The organism is Streptomyces sp. NPDC050704 (assembly GCF_040654355.1).
Lineage (GTDB): Bacteria > Actinomycetota > Actinomycetes > Streptomycetales > Streptomycetaceae > Streptomyces.
In genome coordinates this window covers 60,852-81,379 of record NZ_JBFAHW010000018.1, presented here as the reverse complement: position 1 = coordinate 81,379, position 20,528 = coordinate 60,852, and the positions used below count along the sequence as shown (strand labels likewise).

14 protein-coding genes and 1 pseudogene are annotated in these 20,528 nt (G+C 70.7%); 6 read left to right on the top strand and 9 right to left on the bottom strand.

Going from position 1 to position 20,528, the window contains the following annotated elements:
• Positions 1–28: 28 nt before the first annotated feature.
• The 4 genes from AB0I18_RS13180 to pflB form a co-directional block, all read right to left on the bottom strand.
• A complete protein-coding gene (locus AB0I18_RS13180; protein WP_363105526.1) occupies positions 29–934 on the bottom strand; it encodes a universal stress protein in 906 nt (301 codons plus the stop codon).
• Between the two features lie 153 nt (positions 935–1,087).
• The gene (locus tag AB0I18_RS13175; protein ID WP_363105525.1) at positions 1,088–1,717 is read right to left on the bottom strand and encodes a hypothetical protein; all 630 of its coding nucleotides are present in this window, start codon (positions 1,715–1,717) and stop codon (positions 1,088–1,090) included.
• A gap of 161 nt (positions 1,718–1,878) precedes the next feature.
• A complete protein-coding gene (gene pflA / locus AB0I18_RS13170) occupies positions 1,879–2,616 on the bottom strand; it encodes a pyruvate formate-lyase-activating protein (protein ID WP_363105560.1) in 738 nt (245 codons plus the stop codon).
• Positions 2,617–2,621: 5 nt separating this feature from the next.
• Positions 2,622–4,883, bottom strand: coding sequence for a formate C-acetyltransferase (gene pflB / locus AB0I18_RS13165; protein WP_363105524.1), 2,262 nt, complete (start codon positions 4,881–4,883; stop codon positions 2,622–2,624).
• Positions 4,884–5,374: 491 nt separating this feature from the next.
• Here pflB and AB0I18_RS13160 point away from each other — a divergent pair, with 491 nt between their 5' ends.
• Positions 5,375–5,665 carry a hypothetical protein gene (locus tag AB0I18_RS13160; RefSeq protein WP_363105523.1) on the top strand — a complete coding sequence of 97 codons (291 nt, stop codon included), beginning with the start codon at positions 5,375–5,377 and terminating at the stop codon, positions 5,663–5,665.
• 165 nt (positions 5,666–5,830) lie between these two features.
• Here AB0I18_RS13160 and gap read toward each other — a convergent pair.
• Positions 5,831–6,858 (bottom strand): annotated as a pseudogene (gene gap, locus AB0I18_RS13155) (type I glyceraldehyde-3-phosphate dehydrogenase).
• 352 nt (positions 6,859–7,210) lie between these two features.
• Here gap and AB0I18_RS13150 point away from each other — a divergent pair.
• The 3 genes from AB0I18_RS13150 (at position 7,211) to AB0I18_RS13140 (ending at position 11,497) form a co-directional block, all read left to right on the top strand.
• The gene (locus AB0I18_RS13150) at positions 7,211–7,936 is read left to right on the top strand and encodes a CBS domain-containing protein (protein ID WP_363105522.1); all 726 of its coding nucleotides are present in this window, start codon (positions 7,211–7,213) and stop codon (positions 7,934–7,936) included.
• Between the two features lie 259 nt (positions 7,937–8,195).
• Positions 8,196–10,949: a bifunctional acetaldehyde-CoA/alcohol dehydrogenase gene (adhE, locus tag AB0I18_RS13145; RefSeq protein ID WP_363105521.1), complete on the top strand. Its 2,754-nt coding sequence runs from the start codon at positions 8,196–8,198 to the stop codon at positions 10,947–10,949.
• 44 nt (positions 10,950–10,993) lie between these two features.
• Positions 10,994–11,497, top strand: a complete 504-nt coding sequence (locus tag AB0I18_RS13140; RefSeq protein WP_363105559.1) for a pyridoxamine 5'-phosphate oxidase family protein — start codon at positions 10,994–10,996, stop codon at positions 11,495–11,497.
• A gap of 146 nt (positions 11,498–11,643) precedes the next feature.
• Here AB0I18_RS13140 and AB0I18_RS13135 read toward each other — a convergent pair whose 3' ends face one another.
• The 4 genes from AB0I18_RS13135 to AB0I18_RS13120 form a co-directional block, all read right to left on the bottom strand.
• Positions 11,644–14,010 carry a PAS domain S-box protein gene (locus AB0I18_RS13135; protein WP_363105520.1) on the bottom strand — a complete coding sequence of 789 codons (2,367 nt, stop codon included), beginning with the start codon at positions 14,008–14,010 and terminating at the stop codon, positions 11,644–11,646.
• A 324-nt stretch (positions 14,011–14,334) separates the two neighbouring features.
• Positions 14,335–16,719 (bottom strand): phosphoketolase family protein, encoded by a 2,385-nt coding sequence (locus AB0I18_RS13130; RefSeq protein ID WP_363105519.1) that lies wholly within the window; start codon positions 16,717–16,719, stop codon positions 14,335–14,337.
• Between the two features lie 267 nt (positions 16,720–16,986).
• Positions 16,987–17,838, bottom strand: coding sequence for a universal stress protein (locus AB0I18_RS13125; protein ID WP_363105518.1), 852 nt, complete (start codon positions 17,836–17,838; stop codon positions 16,987–16,989).
• Positions 17,839–17,927: 89 nt separating this feature from the next.
• Positions 17,928–18,836, bottom strand: a complete 909-nt coding sequence (locus AB0I18_RS13120) for a universal stress protein (protein WP_363105517.1) — start codon at positions 18,834–18,836, stop codon at positions 17,928–17,930.
• A gap of 385 nt (positions 18,837–19,221) precedes the next feature.
• Here AB0I18_RS13120 and AB0I18_RS13115 point away from each other — a divergent pair, with 385 nt between their 5' ends.
• Both AB0I18_RS13115 and AB0I18_RS13110 read left to right on the top strand, forming a co-directional pair.
• The gene (locus AB0I18_RS13115; RefSeq protein WP_363105516.1) at positions 19,222–19,686 is read left to right on the top strand and encodes a cyclic nucleotide-binding domain-containing protein; all 465 of its coding nucleotides are present in this window, start codon (positions 19,222–19,224) and stop codon (positions 19,684–19,686) included.
• Between the two features lie 35 nt (positions 19,687–19,721).
• Positions 19,722–20,378 carry a CBS domain-containing protein gene (locus AB0I18_RS13110; RefSeq protein WP_363105515.1) on the top strand — a complete coding sequence of 219 codons (657 nt, stop codon included), beginning with the start codon at positions 19,722–19,724 and terminating at the stop codon, positions 20,376–20,378.
• The last annotated feature ends 150 nt before the right edge of the window (positions 20,379–20,528 follow it).

Here is a 20,528-nt window from a genome sequence, read left to right as displayed (position 1 = left end):
TCTGTCTTCTCCTCCGGTGGTCGGTCGTTCAGTCGTGCGGGACGACGGCGACGGGGGCGGTGGCGTGGTGGAGCACGGCGTGCGCGACCGGCCCGATGTGGGCGCCGATCGGCGAGCGGCGGATCTTGCGTCCGACGACGACCAGGGAGGCGTCGGCGGAGGCGTCCACCAGATGGTTGGCGGCCCGCCCGGAGCGGGACTCCTCGACGACTTCCACGGCCGGGAACTTCTCCCGCCAGGGCCGCAGCGCCGCGGTCAGCTCGGCGGCGTCCTGCTTGGCCAGCTCGGCGTTGAACGCGGGGTCCGGGGGCAGTCCGTACGCGAAGTAGGGCGGCACACTCCAGCTGTGCAGGACCCGCAGGGCGGTGCCGCGGCGGGCGGCGGCCTCGAAGGCGAACCCGAGCACCGCCTCGTCGGGGTGCTCGATGTCGAGCCCGAGGACGACGGGCCGGTACGGGGCGGCGGACGAAGGGATGCCTGACGGGTCCGCTGCGTGTTCGTCGGCAGCCTGCTCCCCGGCCCGTACGAGGACGACGGGGAGCTCGGCGCGGGCGGCGACGGCCAGGCCGACGGAACCGACGATGAATCCGGCGATCCCGCTCAGGCCCCGGGACCCGAGGACCAGAAGTTCGGAGTCCTTCGCAGCGTTCAGCAGCACCTCTGCGGGCGGGCCGGGGAGCTGCTCCACGGTGACGTCCACTCCGGGGTGGCGCAGGCGGATGCCGTCGGCTGCCTCGTGGGGAATCCTCTCGCTCCAGTGCCGCTGCGTCTCGGCGCCGAGGAGCGGGGCCTGGGCCATCGGGTCGGGTCCCGGCTCCCAGACGTTGACGAGCTTCAGGTGCAGTCCGAGGAGCTTCGCCTCGCGGGCCGCCCACTCGGCGGCGGCGCGGCTCTCGGGGGAACCGTCGAGACCTACGGTCACGGTGCGGGACATGGTGTGTACCTCCTGGAAAGGGGATCCGGTTTCAGCGTCGTGGCCGGGAGCGGTCGCGCTGTAGGGGCCGCAAGTCCTCGACGAGGGCCGGTCGGCCCCTGCGCGAGTGGGCTGGACGGGGCCGCGCGGAGTGCCGTACAGCCCCGTCCGCGGTCAGCGCAGCCAGCCGTTGCCGCGTACGAACGGCAGCCGGGCCCAGAGCTTCCCGAAGCCCCAGGTGTCGCCGGCCGAGGCCAGGACGAGGGCGATCAGGACGACGGCGTAGATGACGTGGTATTCGACGAACGGGTTCGTCGACATGCTGGGCGTTCCGTCGGAGAGGTGCTTGGCGGGCGGCCACTCGGCGATCCACATCAGCGCCATCATCGCGGTGCCGGCGACGGCCGCCAGCCGCAGGGCGATGCCCGCGGTGAGGGCGAGGCCGACGCCGAGCAGGCCGAGCATGAACAGCCAGTCGGCCCAGGCGTCCCCGGCCCAGGAGTGGAAGGTGGACTCCATCGGCCCGGCTGCGACACCGCTCAGGAAGCCCATGGTCGGCGAGCCGCCGTCGATCCAGCCCTTGCCGGACGGGGTGGCGTAGCCGAAGCCGAAGGTCTTGTCCAGGAACGCCCACAGGAAGGCGAACCCGGTCAGCAGGCGCAGCGACGCGAAGGCGTAGGCCCGCAGGGTGGCCGTGTCGGTGCTCGCCGACACGGCGGACTCGGAAGTGGACGTGGTCCGGTGCCCGCCCAAGGAGGGCAGGTGGAACCCCGGTCGCCGGTGAGGGTGCTCGTGCACGGCCATGGTGGTGATCCCTTCGGGAATCGGAGGATGTCGGGTCGGTTCCTGACACCACTGACTCTGGTGGTGCCGGAGAGGTCTCGCCGGATGCCGAAGGTCCGGGACCATGGGGCTGAACGGCCCCTTCGACAGGGCCGGTTGGATGTCGAGGGCGCGGCAGCCGCTCAGTGGGCCGCCAGGCCGTGCGCCCTGAACTGTTCGCGGACCCGCTCGGTCGTCGCCGGTTCGGGGACGGGGTTGTCGCGCAGGGGGAACGGGATCCCGAGGGCGTCGTACTTCGAGGCGCCGAGCTTGTGGAAGGGCAGGACGTCCACGCGGTCGACGTTGCCCAGCCCGGCCAGGAAGGCGCCGAGGCCGTCAACGGCGGCTGGGTCGTCCGTCCAACCGGGGACCAGCACGTAGCGGATCCAAACAGGGATGCCGAGCCGGTCCAGGCGGGTGGCGAAGGTGAGGCTGGGAGCGAGGGCCCCGCCGGTCAGCTTCCGGTACGTGGCGATGTCGAAGGCCTTGATGTCCAGGAGCACCAGGTCGGTGTCTGCGAGGAGTTCGTCGGTGGCGCGGGCGCCGAGAAGGCCGGAGGTGTCGAGCGCGGTGTGCAGTCCGGCTTCCTTGCAGCGGCGCAGGAGCGCACCCGTGAAGGCGGATTGGAGCAGTGGCTCGCCGCCGGTGAGGGTGACCCCGCCGCCGGCCACGCTCACGAACCGCCGGTACTTCTCGATCTCCGTCATCACCTCGTCGACCGTGGCCTGCCGTCCGTCGCGCAGGTGCCAGGTGTCGGGGTTGGCGCAGTACAGGCAGCGCAGCGGGCAGCCGCTGACGAACAGCACGAACCGGGTCCCGGGACCGTCCACGCCGGTGGACAGGTCCCAGGAGTGGATCCGGCCGGTGGTCGCCGTCTCCATGGTGCTCACAGCGCTCCGTGGAAGGTACGGCTGATCACGTCGAGCTGCTGCTCGCGCGTGAGCCGGACGAAGTTGACGGCGTACCCGGACACCCGGATGGTCAACTCCGGGTACTTCTCAGGGTGTTCCATGGCGTCCTCCAGCGTCGCCCGGTCCAGGACGTTGACGTTCATGTGGAAGCCGCCTGAAGCCGTGTACGCGTCGAGGATGCCCACCAGCTGGGCCGCGCGCTCGGCGGGCACGTGCCCCAGCCCCTCCGGGGTGATCGTCGTGGTCAGCGAGATGCCGTCGCGGGCCTGCTCGTAGGGCAGTTTGGCGACCGACAGCGCGGAGGCGGCCACGCCGTGCCGGTCGCGGCCGTTCATGGGGTTGGCGCCGGGCGCGAAGGGCTGTCCGGCGCGGCGGCCGTCCGGGGTGTTGCCGGTGTGCTTGCCGTACACCACGTTGGAGGTGATGGTCAGCACGGACTGGGTGTGCTCGGCGTCCCGGTAAGCGGGGTGCTCGCGCACCTTCGCCATGAAGGACTCCACCAGGCCGACCGCGATGGCGTCGACGCGGTCGTCGTTGTTGCCGTACGCCGGGTGGTCGCCCTCGATCCGGTAGTCCACGGCCAGTCCGGTGTCGTCCCGCTCCACCTTCACCCGGGCGTACTTGACGGCGGACAGGCTGTCGGCCGCGACGGACAATCCGGCGATGCCGCAGGCCATGAAGCGGTGCACCGGGTGGTCGTGGAGGGCCATCTCGATGCGCTCGTAGGCGTACTTGTCATGCATGAAGTGGATGACGTTGAGCGTGTTCACATAGGTGGCGGCCAGCCAGTCGAGCATGCGGTCGTACGCGGCTGACAGTTCCTCGTACTCCAGGAACTCGCCGGTCAGCGCGGGCGCCTCCGGACCGATCTGCTCGCCGGTCATCTCGTCCCGGCCACCGTTGATCGCGTACAGCAGGGCCTTGGCCATATTGACCCGGGCGCCGAAGAACTGCATCTGCCGCCCGACCGCCATCGCCGAGACGCAGCAGGCGATCGCGGTGTCGTCGCCGGTGTGCGGGCGCAGCAACTCGTCGGACTCGTACTGGACCGCGCTGGTGTCGATGGAAACCTGGGCGCAGAACCGCTTGAAGCCGTCCGGTAGTCGGGGCGCCCAGAGAACGGTGAGGTTCGGCTCGGGCGCGGGGCCGAGGTTGTAGAGCGTCCGCAGGAAGCGGAAGGAGGTACGGGTGACCAGCGGGCGCCCGTCGTCGCCGATGCCGCCGATGGACTCGGTCACCCAGGTCGGGTCGCCGGAGAACAGCGCGTCGTATTCGGGTGTGCGCAGGAACCGTACGATCCGCAGCTTGATCACGAAGTCGTCGATCAGTTCCTGGGCGCGGCTCTCGTCGATCAGGCCCTCGTCGATGTCGCGCTGGAGGTAGATGTCCAGGAAGGTCGAGGCGCGGCCGAGTGACATGGCGGCGCCGTTCTGCTCCTTCACGGCGGCCAGATAGCCGAGGTAGAGCCATTGGACCGCTTCGCGGGCGGTGGTGGCGGGGCGGGAGACGTCGCAGCCGTACGAGGCGGCCATCTCGGTCAGCTCGTCCAACGCCCTTAGCTGCTCGGCCAGTTCCTCCCGGTCGCGGATCACCTCCGGGGTGGAGGGCCTGGCGTCGAGCAGGGCGCGTTCGGCCCGCTTGGCCGCCGTGAGGCGGACGGTTCCGTAGAGGGCCACCCGCCGGTAGTCGCCGATGATCCGGCCGCGGCCGTAGGCGTCCGGCAGCCCGGTGATGATTCCGGCCTTGCGGGCGGCCCGCATCTCGGCGGTGTACGCGTCGAAGACACCGTCGTTGTGGGTCTTGCGGTAGGTCCCGAAGACGCGCGTGACGAAGGGGTCGGCCTGGTAGCCGTACGCCTTCAGGCCGTTCTCCACCATCCGCAGGCCACCGTTCGGCATGATCGCCCGCTTCAGCGGTGCGTCGGTCTGGAGGCCGACGATCAACTCCCGCTCCCGGTCGATGTATCCGGGTGCGTGCGAGGTGATCGTCGACGGGGTCTTGGTGTCGACGTCGAGGACTCCCTTGCGCCGTTCCTCCGGGAACAGGGCGCTGACCGTCTCCCACACGGTGCGGGTGCGCTCGGTGGGGCCGGCCAGAAAGGCCGAATCGCCCTCGTACGGGGTGTAGTTGGCCTGGATGAAGTCGCGTACGTCGACGTGGTCGCGCCACCGCCCACCCGTGAAGCCGCGCCATGCCGGCGCGGGTGCCTGCACGCTTGTCGTGGCCACCGTCGTCATCACTGCCTCCGCATACCTGAGCGATGGCGTCCGCGGGGTCCCGTGGACGTCTCCGCTGTCGATGCTCGTCCGCGGCGACGGATGAGGACAGGGCCGTCCAGAGCCCGGTTCGGTGCCGGCCGGCCCAGGTCGGAGGGGGTCCCCGGGGCCGATGTGCCCGGGTCGGCGGGGTTGTTCGGCCCCACCGCATCCAAGGGCTGGACGACGCCGAGCCTCGGGCCGGTGGCGGTGGCACTGCGGATCAAGGCCGCCCGCCGCCCAGGCGCCGACACCGCCTACGAGAGAGCCCCGGGGATGCGGTGTCCGGCGACACACACGTCCGGGTCGCGGGTGAGCGCCTCGGGGTGTTCAGGCGTGCGGAGCGAGCGCCGCCGCGGCCGGGAACAATCCCGGATGCGAGCACGCTGCACGTGATGCGCCTGTGGGTATGCGGACGAAGCGACCCCGGGGAGCAGACCGACGGAAACGTTCCGAGGAAGGGTGTGGCGGCGATGACGACGTCAGGGCAAGGACGGCTCCGCCCGGTCGGCGAGGCGCCGTTGGTGACCTCCTGCGGCCGGCGGATCGCGGTGAAGTACCTGCGGCTGGCGCCTCAGGACCGGCCGATCAGCAGAGTCACCCTGGACGTGGGCCCCGACCGGGGCGGTGCGCACGGAGTGTGGGCCTCGCTGACCCCGGAAGAGGCACGGGAACTGGCCCGTCGGCTCCTCGATCACGCCGCGCTGGCCGAGCCCACGACCCCGGCATACGCCAGGACACCCCGGCACGGTATCCCCTCCTGATCACCAGCGTCTTCCGGGTACCACGACGTGCCCCGAAGCGCTCGCTGCCGCACCGGCACCGCCTTGGGGCGCCGGAGTGCCACAAGCCCGCTCGGGGCCCCGCCGAACAGGCCGGGTGCGCGGGGTCGGCCGGCCACCCCGCGCGGTTGCGGTCGTGGCCGCCTCTCACCTCCGCGCGAGGCCGGCGGCGACGTACTCGGTGAGGTCCAGAAGCCGGTTGGTGTAGCCCCACTCGTTGTCGTACCAGCCGAAGACCTTCACCAGGTCGCCGTGCGCCTGGGTCAGTGGGGCGTCGAACACGCACGAGGCGGGGTCGCCGATGATGTCGCGGGAGACGATCGGGGCGTCGGACACCCGCAGGATGCCCTTCAGCGGCCCGTCGGCCGCCTCGCGGAATGCGGCGTTGACCTCGTCCGCGGTCACGGGGCGTTCCAGCACCACGCTCAGGTCGGTGAGGGAGCCGTCCTCGACCGGTACGCGCACGGCGATGCCGTCGAGCGTGCCCGCCAGTTCGGGCAGGACGAGGCCGACGGCGCGGGCGGCTCCGGTGCTGGTCGGAATGATGTTCACGGCTGCGGTGCGCCCGCGGCGCGGGTCCTTGTGCGGGCCGTCCAGGACCACCTGGTCGTTGGTGTAGCCGTGGATGGTGGTCATCAGGCCCTTGACGAGGCCGAAGTGGTCGTCCAGCACCTTCACCATCGGCGCCACGCAGTTGGTGGTGCAGGAGGCGTTGGAGATCACGTGGTCCCGCTCCGGGTCGTAGGAGCCCTCGTTGACGCCCATCACGACGGTGGCGTCGACTCCCTTGCCCGGCACGGACAGCAGCACCTGCGTGCTCCTGCCTTCAGGTGCTGCCCAGCTTCCTCACGGGTGCGGAACCGGCCGGTCGACTCGACGACCACGTCCACGCCCAGCTCGCCCCACGACAGTGCGCCGGGATCGCGCTCGGCGGTCACCGCGATGCGGTGGCTGTCGACTGTCAGTGACGTGTCGTCGTGTTCGACGGTGCGGCGCAGCCGACCGTAGGTCGAGTCGTACTCCAGCAGGTGGGCCAGCGCCGCCGGCGACGTGATGTCGTTGACCGCCACCACCTCGACGGTGGTACCGGTCCCGGCCTCCGCGCGTTCCAGCGCAGAGCGCAGGTAGTTGCGTCCGATACGGCCGAAGCCGTTGATTCCCACGCGCACGGTCATGTCCTCGTCCTCCCTGGGCGGATGTCTGGTGTGCGCTGCCAGCCTGTGCCGTCCGCGTCGGACGGGGCATGGGCCGTACGGGGGCGGGACGGGGGGTCGTTCGGGCCCTGCGTCCGGGGTCGGGCGGCCGGGTTCGGGGCCTGTGCACCGCCCCGGCGTCGTCGGCCCGGAAGGTCCCGCGAAGAGGAGCGGTTCGGCCCCGGTCCCGGTGACAGTCGGCTCCTGCCCCGGCGGGCGGTAGGGCGAGAGGGTGAAGGGACACCAGGGGCCGAGTCCACGAGACGGCCCGCAGAGACGCCTACAGCGGTCCCGGCCGCACGGGCCCGCCCTTCCGGTCCGAGGAGGAAATGCCGTGAAGACCCGCACCGTCGGCGAGGTGATGACCAGTGAGGTCGTCGAAGCCCGCCGCGAGACGTCGTTCAAGGACGTGGCACGGCTGCTGGACGGCCACCGCATCAGTGGGCTGCCGGTCGTGGACCATGACGACAAGGTCCTGGGGGTGATCTCCGAGACCGACCTGCTGTACCGGCAGGCGATGCGCGCCGAGACCGGCGGAGAACGCCGCTTCCGGATGCGGCCACTGCGTCGCGGGGCCCGGGCCGCGGCGGCCAAGGCGGCCGCCCTGACCGCGGGGGAGCTGATGTCGACGCCCGCGATCACCGTGCACCCGCAACAGCGCGTCGCGGACGCCGCCCGCGTGATGGAGCGCCACCACATCGAACGGCTCCCGGTGGTGGACGAAGAGGACCGCCTCATCGGTATCGCCACCCGCCGCGACCTCCTGCGCGTCTTCCTGCGAACGGACGACGAGATCCGGCGGGAGGTGATCGACGAGGTCCTGACCCGCGCCATGTGCCTGCCGCTCCAGACCGTGTTCGTCGCGGTCAACGACGGGATGGTCACGTTGGAGGGCCGGCTGGAGCGCCGCAGCGACATTCCGCTCACGATCCGGCTGACCTGGCGGGTGGACGGAGTCGTCGGCGTGATGAACAGCCTGACCTTCCGCCTCGACGACACCCACCCGCCCGAGAAGCACCCCTCGCACCGGATCGCCCACCACTGGCTTCCGGAGCGGTGACTTCCGGTACCCACGGGCGGGACCACCCGCGCTCGGCCAGGACGCACCCGCCCACCGGTCCGCATGCGAACTCCGGGGCCAGTGGCCCCTCCTCGAATCAGGGCCGGTCAGGCCCTCGCCCAGGACCATCGGCATCTGGGTCACCTGACGGGGCCCGGGAGACCGTGGTGATGGGAGCGGTACCGACCCCCGAGGTACCGCTCCCACCCCGGCTCGCGCCACAGACCTCTACGACGCTTCTACAACGGAGGCAGATCCCATGACCCGGCATGACGACAACCGGCCCCGCACCGCCGCGCCCGCCGACGCGCCGTCGGACACCGCCATCGCCGTGGACCGGTTGGTCGCCCACGGGCTCAAGGCGCTCGCCGACTACGAGTCCCTGGACCAGGAGCAGATCGACCACATCGTCAAGAAGGCCTCGGTCGCCGCCCTGGACCAGCACACCGAACTGGCCCGCCTCGCGGTCGAGGAGACCGGCCGGGGCGTCTTCGAGGACAAGGCCGCCAAGAACATGTTCGCGTGCGAGCACGTCACGCACAGCATGGGCCGGATGAAGACCGTCGGCGTCATCGCCCGCGACGACATCGACGACATGATCGAGATGGCGGAGCCCGTCGGCGTCCTGTGCGCGGTCACCCCCGTGACCAATCCGACCTCCACCACCCTCTTCAAAGCCCTCATCGCGCTGAAGACCCGCAACCCGATCGTCTTCGCCTTCCACCCCTCCGCCCAGCGCTGCAGTGCGCAGGCGGCCCGGGTCGTCCGGGACGCGGCCGTCGCCGCGGGCGCGCCGGAGCACTGCGTGCAGTGGATCGAGAGTCCCTCCATCGAGGCGACCGGCGCACTCATGCACCACCCGGACGTCTCGCTGATCCTGGCGACCGGCGGCAACGCGATGGTGAAGGCCGCCTACTCGGCCGGGAAGCCCGCTCTCGGAGTGGGCGCCGGCAACGTTCCCGCCTACGTCCACAAGAGCGCCCGCCTGCGCCGCGCCGTCAATGACCTCGTCCTGTCCAAAGCGTTCGACAACGGCATGATCTGCGCCTCCGAACAGGCCGTCATCCTGGACACGGAGATCTACGACGCGGCCCTGGCCGAGTTCCGCGCCCTGCACGCCCACCTGGCCACCGCCGAGGAGAAGCGGAAGCTGGAGGCGTACCTCTTCCCCGGGGACGCCACGAACAGGGGCTGCGAGCCCAAGGTCAACTCCGCGGCCGTCGGACAGAGTTCGGCATGGATCGCGAAACAGGCCGGCTTCACCGTGCCCGTCGGCACGTCACTCATCCTGGCCGAGGCGGACCGGGTGGGCCCGGACGAGCCACTGACCCGCGAGAAGCTGTGCCCGGTGCTGACCGTGCTGCGCGCCGGCTCACAGCGCCACGGCTTCGACCTGGCCGCCGACATGGTCGCCTTCCACGGCCAGGGACACAGCGCCGTCATCCACACCGAGGATGCGGCACTGGCCGAGGCGTACGGAAAGCGCATGAAGACGGTCCGGGTCATCGTCAACTCCCCGTCCTCCCAGGGAGCGATCGGCGGCATCTACAACAGCCTGCTCCCCTCGCTCACCCTGGGCTGCGGCTCCTGGGGCAGCACCTCGGTGTCCAACAACGTGTCGGCCGCGAACCTGTTGAACATCAAGCGGGTCAGCACCCGCCACAACAACCTCCAGTGGTTCAAGGTCCCACCGAAGATCTACTTCGAGCCGCAGTCCATCCGCTACCTGGCTTCCATGCCCGACGTGCACCGCGTCACGATCGTCACCGACGCGACCATGACCCGCCTGGGCTTCGTGGACCGTGTCGGCCGCGTCCTGCAGCTCCGTCCCCAGCCCGTGACGGTGCAGATCATCGACAACGTCGAGCCGGAGCCGAGCATCGACTCCGTGCGACGCGGCGCCCGCCTCATGCGCGACTTCCGCCCGGACACCATCATCGCGCTGGGCGGCGGCTCCCCCATGGACGCCGCCAAGGTGATGTGGCTGCTGTACGAGCAGCAGGCCGCCGGCAAAGAGATCTACTTCGCCGACATGAGGCAGAAGTTCTCCGACATCCGCAAGCGGGCCTTCCGCTTCCCTGTCCCGGGCAAGCTCGCCCGTCTGGTGTGCATCCCCACCACCTCGGGCACCGGCGCCGAGATCACCCCGTTCGCCGTCATCTCCGACCCCGCCACCGGCAAGAAGTACCCGCTGGCCGACTACGCGCTCACGCCGAGCGTGGCCATCGTCGACCCGCTGCTCACCGCCGACCTGCCCCCGGCCCTCGCGGCCGACAGCGGCTTCGACGCCCTCACCCACGCCATCGAGGCGTACGTGTCCGTCTACGCCAACGACTTCACCGACGGCCCCGCCCTGCACGCCATCCGCCTCATCTTCGACCACCTCGAACCGGCCGTGAACGACCGGGACGCCCGGCCCGAAGCGCGGGAGAAGATGCACAACGCGGGCACCATCGCCGGCATGGCGTTCGGCAACGCCTTCCTCGGCATCGTTCACGCCATGTCCCACACCCTCGGCGCCACCTTCCACATCGCCCACGGCCGCACCAACGCCGTCCTGCTGCCGCATGTCATCCGCTACAACGGCACCGTGCCGGCCAAGCTCACCGGCTGGCCCAAGTACGAGCACTACCGCGCCCCCGAGCGCTTCCAGGACATCGCCCGCACTCTCGGTCTGCCCTCCGAGACCGCGGCCGAGGGCGTCGAGTCCCTGGCCGCCGCCGTGGAGCGGCTACGCGACGCCGTCGGCATCGAACCGTCCTTCCACGCCCTCGGCATCGACGAGCAGGCATTCCTCGCCGCCCTGCCCCAACAGGCTCTCAACGCCTACGAGGACCAGTGCGCGCCCGCGAACCCGCGCATGCCCATGCTCGACGACATGCAGCACCTCATGCGCACGGCCTACTACGGCAGGGCGGACGCCCCCGGTGAAGGTGAACAGGGAGGGGCCACCGGTTGGCGCGGCATGGACCGAACGGCCCTAGCGCGGTTCGGCCGCTCCCCGTTCCATTGAGGTCTGGACATTCAGTGAGCGACGAATCCGTACGGAAGTTCATCATGGCACCCGAGAACGGCCGGCCGCCCGCGGTCGCACCGCGGCAGAGCGTCGAGCTCGACAGCGCCGAAGCCCTGAAACTGCTGGGCAGCGTGTCGCTGGGCAGGGTCGTCTTCACCCGGCACGCGCTGCCGACCGTCCGTCCGGTCAACCACGTCCTGGACGACGGCGACATCATCATCCGCACGCACGAGGGCACGGCGCTGACCGCGCACACCCGGCACGCCGGTGGTGAGGGTGTCGTCGTCGCCTACGAGGCCGACACCATCGACCCGGACACCCACCTCGGCTGGAGCGTCGTGGCCACCGGCTACGCACAGCTGGTCACCGACGCCGACGAGGTGGCCCGCTACCGGCAGCTGCTGCGGCCCTGGATGACCCGGGCCATGGACTACGCGGTCCGCATCCGCCCCGACCTGGTCACCGGCATCCGTCTCACGTCCGTGCCCCCGCCGGAGGGCACCGATGGTCCCGTCCTCGGGCTCCCGCCGACGCCGGACAGTTGACCCGGGCACAGCAGCGGACGAGTCCACGTGGCCGACCGGGACAGCCCCACACAGCCCTCGCGAGCGTACGACCCTCAACGGAACCGGCTGAATCGGACCCACTGACGGACGGTGCGGGCAGCCGTCAGGCACAGGGACGGCAGGCGTCACAGCACCAGGGTGAACCACGTGGTCTTGCCCTCGTCGGTGGGGCGGACGCCCCAGGTGTCGGCGAGGGCGCGGACAAGGATCAGACCCCGGCCTGATTCCTCGTCCTCGGCCGCGGGCCGGGGCTGGGGCTGGGGCAGATGGGGGCTGTGGTCGCTGACCTCCACGGTGAGTTCCGTGGCGGTGCGGCATACGTGCAGGCCGAGAGGGCCCTCGGCGTGCTGGACGGCGTTGGTCAGGATCTCGGAGAGCAGCAGCCGTGCGTCGTCCGCGGTCGTCGTGCACTCCCAGGAGGTGAGGACCTTGCTGAGGAAGGCACGGCCCTCGGGTACGGAGTCGGGCACGGCGGGCAGGTCGGTGGAGACAGCGGCCAGCGGCCCGTCGGGCAGCTGCGTCAGCAGCAGGGTGACGTCGTCGTTGTGGCCCTCGGCGTCGGGCAGCAAAGTGGCCAGGACGTGATCGGCGGCGGCTTCCAGGTCGGGGGCGGTGGCGAAGAGATCACTCAAGGTGGCGACGAGCTGCGCGAGTTGGTCCTCGATGTCGCTGCCGGGAGTTTCGATCAGACCGTCGGTGTAGAGGACCAGGGTGGCCCCGAGTGGAATGACCGCGCTGGACTGCTCGTAGAGGACGTCACCGACGCCGAGGGGCGCGTTCACCGGCGTGTCGAGCGCGCGGGCTCCTTCGCCGGGGAGGGCGATGAGCGTGGGCAGATGCCCGGCCGAGCAGACCGTCACCTCTCCCGCGTCGGCGGCGATCACCAGATAGCAGCAGGTGACCAGCTGGTCGGGCACGTCCAGGTCGGCGACGACCACCTCCAGCGCCTGCATGAGCTGTCGGGGCTGCATGCCGGTCTTGGCCAGGGCGTGCGCGGCGGAGCGCAACTGGCCCATCACCGCGGCGGCTTCCAGGCCGCGGCCCATCACGTCGCCGATCAGAACGCCCACCCGGCCGGCGCCGAGCGGGATGAGATCGAACCAGTCACCGCCCACCCCGGCCCCCTGGGTGGCGGGCCGGTAGCGGCTGGCGGTGGCCAGTCCCGGAATCGCGGACGGGGTGCCCATCAGGCTGCGCTGCAGAGTGAGGGCGATGTGCCGCTGCTGCTCGTACAGGACGGTCAGCTCCGCCTCGGCCCGCTTGCGGTCGCTGATGTCACGGACGATCGCGCACGCCCCGATGACCGTACCGTCCGGCGCGCGCGTCGGCCACAGGGTGATGTCGACGTCTAGCAGTCCACCGGAACGAGTCTGCCGCAGCGTCTCGAAGTGCTCGATCCGTTCCCCGGCGCGCAGCCGCTCGAGCAGTGCGTCAATGGCGTCCCGGTGCTCGGGCGGAGCGAGCACGGACACATGCCGTCCCATGACCTCGGCCCGGGTGTAGCCGTACAGCCGCTGGGCGGCGACGTTCCAGTACGTGATACGGCCGTCGAGGGTCTTGGCGAGGATCGCGTCCTGGGAGGACTCGACGAGCGCGGCGAGCTCGTTGATGCGCTCTTCGGCGGCTTTGCGGTCGCTGACGTCACGGACAGCCGCGGAGACCAGCAGCCCGTCGGCGGTCTCCAACGGACTGAGACTGATCTCCACCGGGAACTCCGTCCCGTCCTTGCGCAACCCGTGCAACTCCAGCCCCGCACCCATCGGTCGCACCTGACGGTTGGCGACATAACCGTCCCGATGCGGAGTGTGATGACCGCGGAAACGTCCAGGAACCAACAACTCGACAGGATGACCCAGCAGTTCCTCCCGCCGATAGCCGAAGAGCGCCTCGGTCTGCGCGTTCACCAACTTGATCACCCCGGCGTCGTCCACGATGACCATCGCGTCCGGCGCCGCCTCCAACAACCCCCGAAACCGCTCTTCGGCGGCTTTGCGGTCGCTGACGTCACGGACAGCCGCGGAGACCAGCAGCCCGTCGGCGGTCTCCAACGGACTGAGACTGATCTCCACCGGGAACTCCGTCCCGTCCTTGCGCAACCCGTGCAACTCCAGCCCCGCACCCATCGGTCGCACCTGACGGTTGGCGACATAACCGTCCCGATGCGGAGTGTGATGACCGCGGAAACGTCCAGGAACCAACAACTCGACAGGATGACCCAGCAGTTCCTCCCGCCGATAGCCGAAGAGCGCCTCGGTCTGCGCGTTCACCAACTTGATCACCCCGGCGTCGTCCACGATGACCATCGCGTCCGGCGCCGCCTCCAACAACCCCCGAAACCGCTCCTCCGCGCTTCCTGTTCCGGTCTCAAGGGTTCCCGCGCAGCACTCGTGCTCTTCGCGGCACGCCGTTGGGGCTGTCGAGGCCGCCGCCGATCCGGTCCTGTTGCCCATGTCCGCCCCCAACAACCCGCCACTCGTGATCAGTCGGGCCATCTCAGCGCACTTCGGCCATGGCGACTCCGACATGTTCCTTACTGGTCACACAACGGCCAAACCTGTCCTCCGTCGGAACAGTCCGAACAGGCGGTGACCGTCTGCCGACACCCACCATCCGTGGACCACGCGCAGGTTCGCCGCACTGCGGGAGGCGGCATCGAACGCGAACTCGATCGTGGTGTCGCCGGGGGGCGCACGGGGGGTGACGGGAGGCTCACTCCGGCCGGCGGTGCGTGGTGGGGACCGTTGGTCCCGGCATCACGTAAGAGGGCGCCGCCACATCGTCGCGGCGGCGCCTCGGGACGGGCGGTCCGAGCCCGGTCAGCCGCTCCAGGTCCAGTCGGCGACCTCAGGCAGGTCGGTGCCGTGTTCACGGATCCAGTCGTGGTGGCGCAGCCGGGTGTCCTCCATCAACTGCCGTACGGGGGCGGCACGTACGGCCAGTCCCGGGACGCGGTCGATGACGTCCATGACCAGGCGGTAGCGGTCGAGATCGTTGCGGACGACCATGTCGAAGGGCGTGGTCGTGGTGCCGATCTCCTTGTAGCCGCGGACGTGGAGGTTGGCGTGACCGGTGCGCCGGTAGGCGAGGCGGTGGATCAGCCAGGGGTAGCCGTGATAGGCGAAGATCACCGGCTTGTCGCGGGTGAACAGCGCGTCGTACTCAGGACTCGGCATGCCGTGCGGGTGTTCCTCCTGGGGCAGCAGCCGGGCCAGGTCGACGACGTTCACGACCCGCACTGCCAGGTCCGGCAGATGTGCGCGGAGCAGCTGCGCGGCGGCCAGCACCTCCAGGGTCGGGACATCGCCCGCGGCGGCGAGTACCACGTCCGGCTCCCGTTCGCCGTTCTCCGTGCCGGCCCACTCCCAGATCCCGGCGCCCCGGGCGCAGTGGGCCCGTGCCTGGTCCATGGTGAGCCAGTCGAAGCACGGCTGCTTGCCGGCCACCACGACGTTGACGTAGTCGCGGCTGCGCAGTACGTGATCCGCCACGGACAGCAGGGTGTTGGCGTCCGGCGGCAGATAGACCCGTACGACCTCGGGGCTCTTGTTGAGTACGTGGTCGACGAATCCGGGGTCCTGGTGCGAGAACCCGTTGTGGTCCTGCCGCCAGACGTGCGAGGTCAACAGGTAGTTGAGGGAGGCGATGGGGGCGCGCCAGGCCAGCCGGCGGGTGGTGCGCAGCCACTTGATGTGCTGGTTGACCATGGAGTCGACGATGTGGACGAAGGCCTCGTAGCAGGAGAACAGCCCGTGCCGGCCGGTCAGCAGGTAGCCCTCCAGCCAGCCCTGGCAGGTGTGTTCGGAGAGGATTTCCATCACCCGGCCGTGCCGGTCCAGGTGCTCGTCGACGGTCAGGGTCTGGGCCTGCCAGGCCTTGCCGCTGGCGTCGTAGACCGCCTGGAGCCGGTTGGAGGCGGTCTCGTCGGGGCCGACGATCCGGAAGTCGCGGCGGCCGCTGGTGTCGTGCATGACACGTTCCAGCAGATCACCGAGGACTCGGGTGGGCTCGTGCAGGGTCGCGCCGGGCTTGTCGACCGGGACGGCGTACCGGTTCAGCTCCGGGAGGGGCAGTTCGCGCAGCAGCAGCCCGCCGTTGGCGTGCGTGGTGGCGCCCAGGCGCCGGGTGCCCTCGGGGACGCAGGCCAGTACCTGCTCGCGAGGGCGGCCGTGCTCGTCGAAGAGTTCTTCGGGCCGGTACGAGCGCAGCCACGCCTCCAGCTGTCGCAGGTGCTCGGGGTTGTCGCGGACCGCGGACAGCGGAACCTGATGGGCGCGCCACGTGCCCTCCACGGGCAGGCCGTCGACCTCGGCGGGCCCGGTCCAGCCCTTCGGGGTGCGCAGCACGATCACCGGCCAGTGGGGGCGCTCTGTCACACCTTCCTCGCGGGCGGTGCGCTGGATGAGCTCGATCCGGTCCAGGGCGTCGTCCATGGCGGCGGCCATGGCGCGGTGCACGGTCATCGGGTCGTCGCCGATGACGTGGATCGGGGCGTGGCCGTAGCCCCGCAGCAGGTCGTCGAGCTCGGACTCGGGCAGCCGGGCCAGCACCGTCGGATTGGCGATCTTGTAGCCGTTCAGGTGCAGGATCGGCAGCACCGCCCCGTCGTGCACTGGGTCGAGGAACTTGTTCGAGTGCCAGGAGGCGGCCAGTGGCCCGGTTTCGGCCTCGCCGTCGCCGATCACGCAGGCGACCAGCAGGTCCGGGTTGTCCAGGGCGGCCCCGTAGGCGTGCGAGAGGGAGTAGCCGAGTTCGCCGCCCTCGTGGATGGAGCCGGGCGTCTCGGGCGCGACATGGCTGGGCACTCCGCCGGGGAAGGAGAACTGCCGGAAGAGCCTCGCCATGCCCGTCTCGTCCCGGCTCACGTCCGGATAGGTCTCGCTGTAGCTGCCCTCCAGCCAGGAGTTGGCCAGCACGGCGGGCCCGCCGTGGCCGGGTCCCCAGATGCACAGGGCGTCCTGGCCGCGGGCCTTGATGACGCGGTTGAGGTGGGTGTGCACCAGGTTCAGTCCCGGGGACGTGCCCCAGTGGCCGAGCAGTCGCGGCTTGATGTGCTCCGGGCGCAGCGGTCCGGTCAGCAGCGGGTTGGACATGAGGTAGATCTGGCCGACGGCCAGGTAGTTCGCGGCACGCCAGTGGGCGTCCAGGGCCCGCAGTTCGTCGTCCGTGATCGGGGCGGGCGCCTGCTGTCGGACGTCACGCATGGTGGGTTCCCTTCCGGGTCGAAGTCACGTGCCGGTGCGTACTGCCTTCCACCCTCGGCCGCCCGACGGACCGTCGACAGGGCCGGTCGGCCCCTACCGACGCTCGATCCGGCCCTGTCTGCCGGTCCGGGCGGCGGCTCTCACGGACGGTCCGGAAGTCGAACCCGCTGCTTACCACGTGGGGCCGGAGGCGTGCGGCAGTCCACGACGGGGGCTGCCGCCGGCTCAGGGCCCTCGGCGCCGCGGACTGCTGCGGCGTGCAGTTGCTCAGCCCGTGCTCGCACTGTCCTGCCCCGTGGGCACGATCACCACCGGGCAGTGGGAGTGATGCAGCAGGGCATGGGCGACCGGGCTCAGTTGTGGGCCGAGCCGGTTCGGGCGGCGGTGGGCACCGACGACCACGACGGCGGCCTCACGGGTGGCCTCCAGCAAGGCGTGCGCCGGACCCGAGCGGACCGCGCGCGCCTCCACTCCGACCCCGGAGTACTTCTCCCGCAGCCCGGCAACCGCGAAGCGAGGCGCCGCGTGTTCGGTTCCGGCCTGCCATGCGGGACTGCTCTCTTCCCGGTGCGCGGGCACCGGGGCCGACTGCTCGGGCATCAGGTGCCGAGGTCTCCCGGTTCGCAGGATGCGCAGGCCGGTGCCTCGGCGTTCCGCCTCTTCGAAGGCGTACGCGGCCGCGTCCGCCCCGGCTTCGCTCTCCGCCCCGAGCAGCAGTACCTCGCCATGGGCAGACGGTCGGTGGTCGCCTCGTACGACGAGCAGCGGGCTGTGCGCGTGCGCGGCCAGGCGCAGGCTCACGGAACCGAACAGCAGGCCGGCGAAGCCGCCGAGGCCGCGGGTGCCGACCACGGTGAGCGCCGCGTCCCGCCCGTGGCGCGACAACACCTGCACCGGTCCGCCCCGGGCCGCCCGGGCCGTGACCGGCAGGCCGGGTTGGCGGCCGCGGACGCGCAGCACCGCTGAGGCCAGGATCGGTCCGGCCTCGTCGATGTCGGGCACGGCGTAGACGATCTCCAGAGCGGTGCCGCGCAGTACCGCCTCGTCGGCGGCCCGGTCCAGCGCCCGTACGGCGATGAGTGAGCCGTCCACACCGACTGTTACCTGACGGGTGGTCATGTCCGTCCCTCCTTGTCCGGTCGATGGTGCCCGGGCGGCGGCGGACGTGCCGTTCACAGCCCGGTTCGCGAGGTCGGTGCGACGCCGTTTCACGCATGCGGGACTACCGCGACCGGGCACTCGGCGTGATGCAGCACCGCGTGCGCGACGGAACCGATGTGCGTACCGAGACGCGATTCCCGGGTCCGCCGTCCCACGACGGCAAGGGCCGCTCCGGAAGCGGCGCGCACCAACTCGTCGGCCGCACGCCCTTCGACGACCGTCTCGGTGACGGCTACCCCGGGGAACTTCTCGCACCACGGGCGCAGGGTGGCGACCACGGCGTGTTCCTGCTCGGCGAGCAATCCCGGGCCGGGCTGCGGAGCGAGCCGGTCGGCGGCCACATGAGCCGGCAGGGCGGTGAAGGCGTGGAGGACCCGCAGAGACGCACCGCGGAGCCGGGCCGACTCGAAGGCGAACTCGATGAGTTCGTCACAGGGCCGGCTGGTGTCGAGCCCGAGGACGATGTCGCGGTACGGGGTATCGGGGATCTCGTCCGGAGAAACCCCGCCCGGAGCCGAGAAGTGCTCGTCCGCGGAGCTCTCGCCCGCCCGTACGAGCACCACGGGACGCGTCGACCTGGCGACGACCCGCTGAGACACGGAACCGACCAGGAAGCCCGCGACACCGCTGAGGCCACGGGAGCCGACGACCAGCAGTTCGGCACGCTCGGCGGCCGCAAGCAACGCGGTGACCGGCGAGCCCTGCACCGGCTCCTCGATGATGCTCAGCCCGGGGTGAGCGGCTCGGACGCCGCTCGACGCCCGAACCAGGTTCCTCCCCGCCCAGTCACGCTCTGACATGCCCATCGGCACGGACGCGGCGGGACGCGGATGCCACTCCCAGGCGTGCACCAGGCGCAGCGCGGCGCCACGCCGAAGAGCGTCCCGGGCCGCCCAGTGCGCAGCGGCGAGGCTCTCGGGCGAGCCGTCGATCCCCGCGGCGACGTGTCGAAGCATGATCCGCACCTCCTGAGTGTGTCCGTGTCCTCGTACCGATCCTGCTGCGGGGAGGGGTCCTTGGGCAGGGGCCGTCCAGGCCCTTCCGAAAGACCCTTCGGCCCCACCCCGGTGGCCATTGCGTGCTGAGGCCGGAGTGTCGTTCTGAGCCCGCGGAGTGCGGGCGCGACAACGTGGCGGGCTACGTGAATCACAGTAGTTCCGGGCACCGCCGGTCCGTGCCGTACGACCCGGACTCTGGGCCGGGTGGCCCCTGGTGAGAGCCGGCCCGCCGGAACACGCTGGAATCGGTAGGTCCGTACTCCGTGCGGCCCGGCGCCGTCGCACTCAGACAACCCGTACAGCCGTCCGAGTACTCCAGGTACTACCAGGAAGAAGCAGGGCCATGAACACTTCCGCCACCTCCAGCATGCTGCGCGCGCTGCCCGTCGAGCACCGTGAACGGCTGATGCGTATCGCCCGGGAGGTGTCGTTCCCCCAGGGAACCCGTCTCTTCGAAGAGGGCGCCCGCGCGGACCGGTTCTGGGTCGTCCGTACCGGCACCGTGGCCCTCGACATGCGGGTGCCCGGCCGCCGGGCGGCCGTCATCGAGACCCTCGGACACAACGAACTCGTCGGCTGGTCCTGGCTGTTCTCGCCGCACGTCTGGCATCTGGGCGCCGAGACGACCACCCCGGTACGTGCCTACGAGTTCGACGCCACGACGGTGCGGGCGCTGTGCCAGGACGATCCCGCGCTGGGACTGACGATGGCTCAGTGGGTGGGCGACGTCCTCGCCCACCGGCTGCGGTCGGCGCGGACCCGGCTACTGGATCTGTACGCCCCGTACGGCAGCGGCGATCCGCTGTGACCACCCCCTCGGACCCGACCGGCGAAGGAGTCACCATGCACGGCACCCCGCACATCGTGAGCGATGTGATGACCCACACTGTCGCCGCCGTCGGCCGCGGGGCGAACTTCAAGGAGATCGTGCGGATGATGCAGGAGTGGCGGGTCAGTGCGCTGCCCGTCCTGGAGGGCGAGAGCCGGGTGGTCGGAGTCGTCTCCGAGGCGGACCTGCTGCCCAAGGAGGAGTTCCGGGACAGCGACCCGGACCGGTACACCCAACTGCGGCGCCTCTCTGATCTGGCCAAGGCCGGCGCGGTGACCGCCGGGGAACTGATGACCGCGCCGGCCCTGACCGTGCGCCCGGACACCACTCTCGCCCAGGCCGCACGGGCGATGGCGCACGCCAGGGTCAAGCGGCTCCCCGTAGTCGACGGCCACGGCAGGCTGGAGGGCATCGTCAGCCGCGCCGACCTGCTCAAGGTGTTCCTGCGGGCCGACGAGGAGCTCGCCGAGGAGGTACGCCGGGAGGTGGTGTCGTACCTCTTCCCCGCGCCCCTGCTTCCCGTCCGGGTCGCGGTCCGCGACGGCGTGGTGACGCTCACCGGACGCATCCGGGACACCTCCCTGGTCCCCGCGGCCGCGCGCCTCATCCGTGCCGTCGAGGGCGTGGTGGACGTGGAGTTCGACCTCTCGGGTCCGGCTCGTCAGACCTGACGCGCGCCCGCGAGTCGCTCGCATGAAACTCGCACAAATCTTATGAAGTTCACACAAAAGGGGCCCGCGTGTCCGTCCTCCAACGGAACACGCGGGCCCGGCGCCGGTACTGGCTCCCACCCCCGTACCTGCACCCCTCAGGACAGCTCT

Coding starts and splice junctions, on each gene's coding strand:
- AB0I18_RS13125 (WP_363105518.1), bottom strand. CDS start 17,838: ATGACCACCCGTCAGGTAACAGTCGGTGTGGACGGCTCACTCATCGCC.
- AB0I18_RS13120 (WP_363105517.1), bottom strand. CDS start 18,836: ATGCTTCGACACGTCGCCGCGGGGATCGACGGCTCGCCCGAGAGCCTC.
- pflB (WP_363105524.1), bottom strand. CDS start 4,883: ATGACGACGGTGGCCACGACAAGCGTGCAGGCACCCGCGCCGGCATGG.
- AB0I18_RS13130 (WP_363105519.1), bottom strand. CDS start 16,719: ATGCGTGACGTCCGACAGCAGGCGCCCGCCCCGATCACGGACGACGAA.
- AB0I18_RS13175 (WP_363105525.1), bottom strand. CDS start 1,717: ATGGCCGTGCACGAGCACCCTCACCGGCGACCGGGGTTCCACCTGCCC.
- AB0I18_RS13160 (WP_363105523.1), top strand. CDS start 5,375: ATGACGACGTCAGGGCAAGGACGGCTCCGCCCGGTCGGCGAGGCGCCG.
- AB0I18_RS13110 (WP_363105515.1), top strand. CDS start 19,722: ATGCACGGCACCCCGCACATCGTGAGCGATGTGATGACCCACACTGTC.
- AB0I18_RS13180 (WP_363105526.1), bottom strand. CDS start 934: ATGTCCCGCACCGTGACCGTAGGTCTCGACGGTTCCCCCGAGAGCCGC.
- AB0I18_RS13140 (WP_363105559.1), top strand. CDS start 10,994: ATGGCACCCGAGAACGGCCGGCCGCCCGCGGTCGCACCGCGGCAGAGC.
- pflA (WP_363105560.1), bottom strand. CDS start 2,616: ATGGAGACGGCGACCACCGGCCGGATCCACTCCTGGGACCTGTCCACC.
- AB0I18_RS13115 (WP_363105516.1), top strand. CDS start 19,222: ATGAACACTTCCGCCACCTCCAGCATGCTGCGCGCGCTGCCCGTCGAG.
- adhE (WP_363105521.1), top strand. CDS start 8,196: ATGACCCGGCATGACGACAACCGGCCCCGCACCGCCGCGCCCGCCGAC.
- AB0I18_RS13135 (WP_363105520.1), bottom strand. CDS start 14,010: ATGGCCCGACTGATCACGAGTGGCGGGTTGTTGGGGGCGGACATGGGC.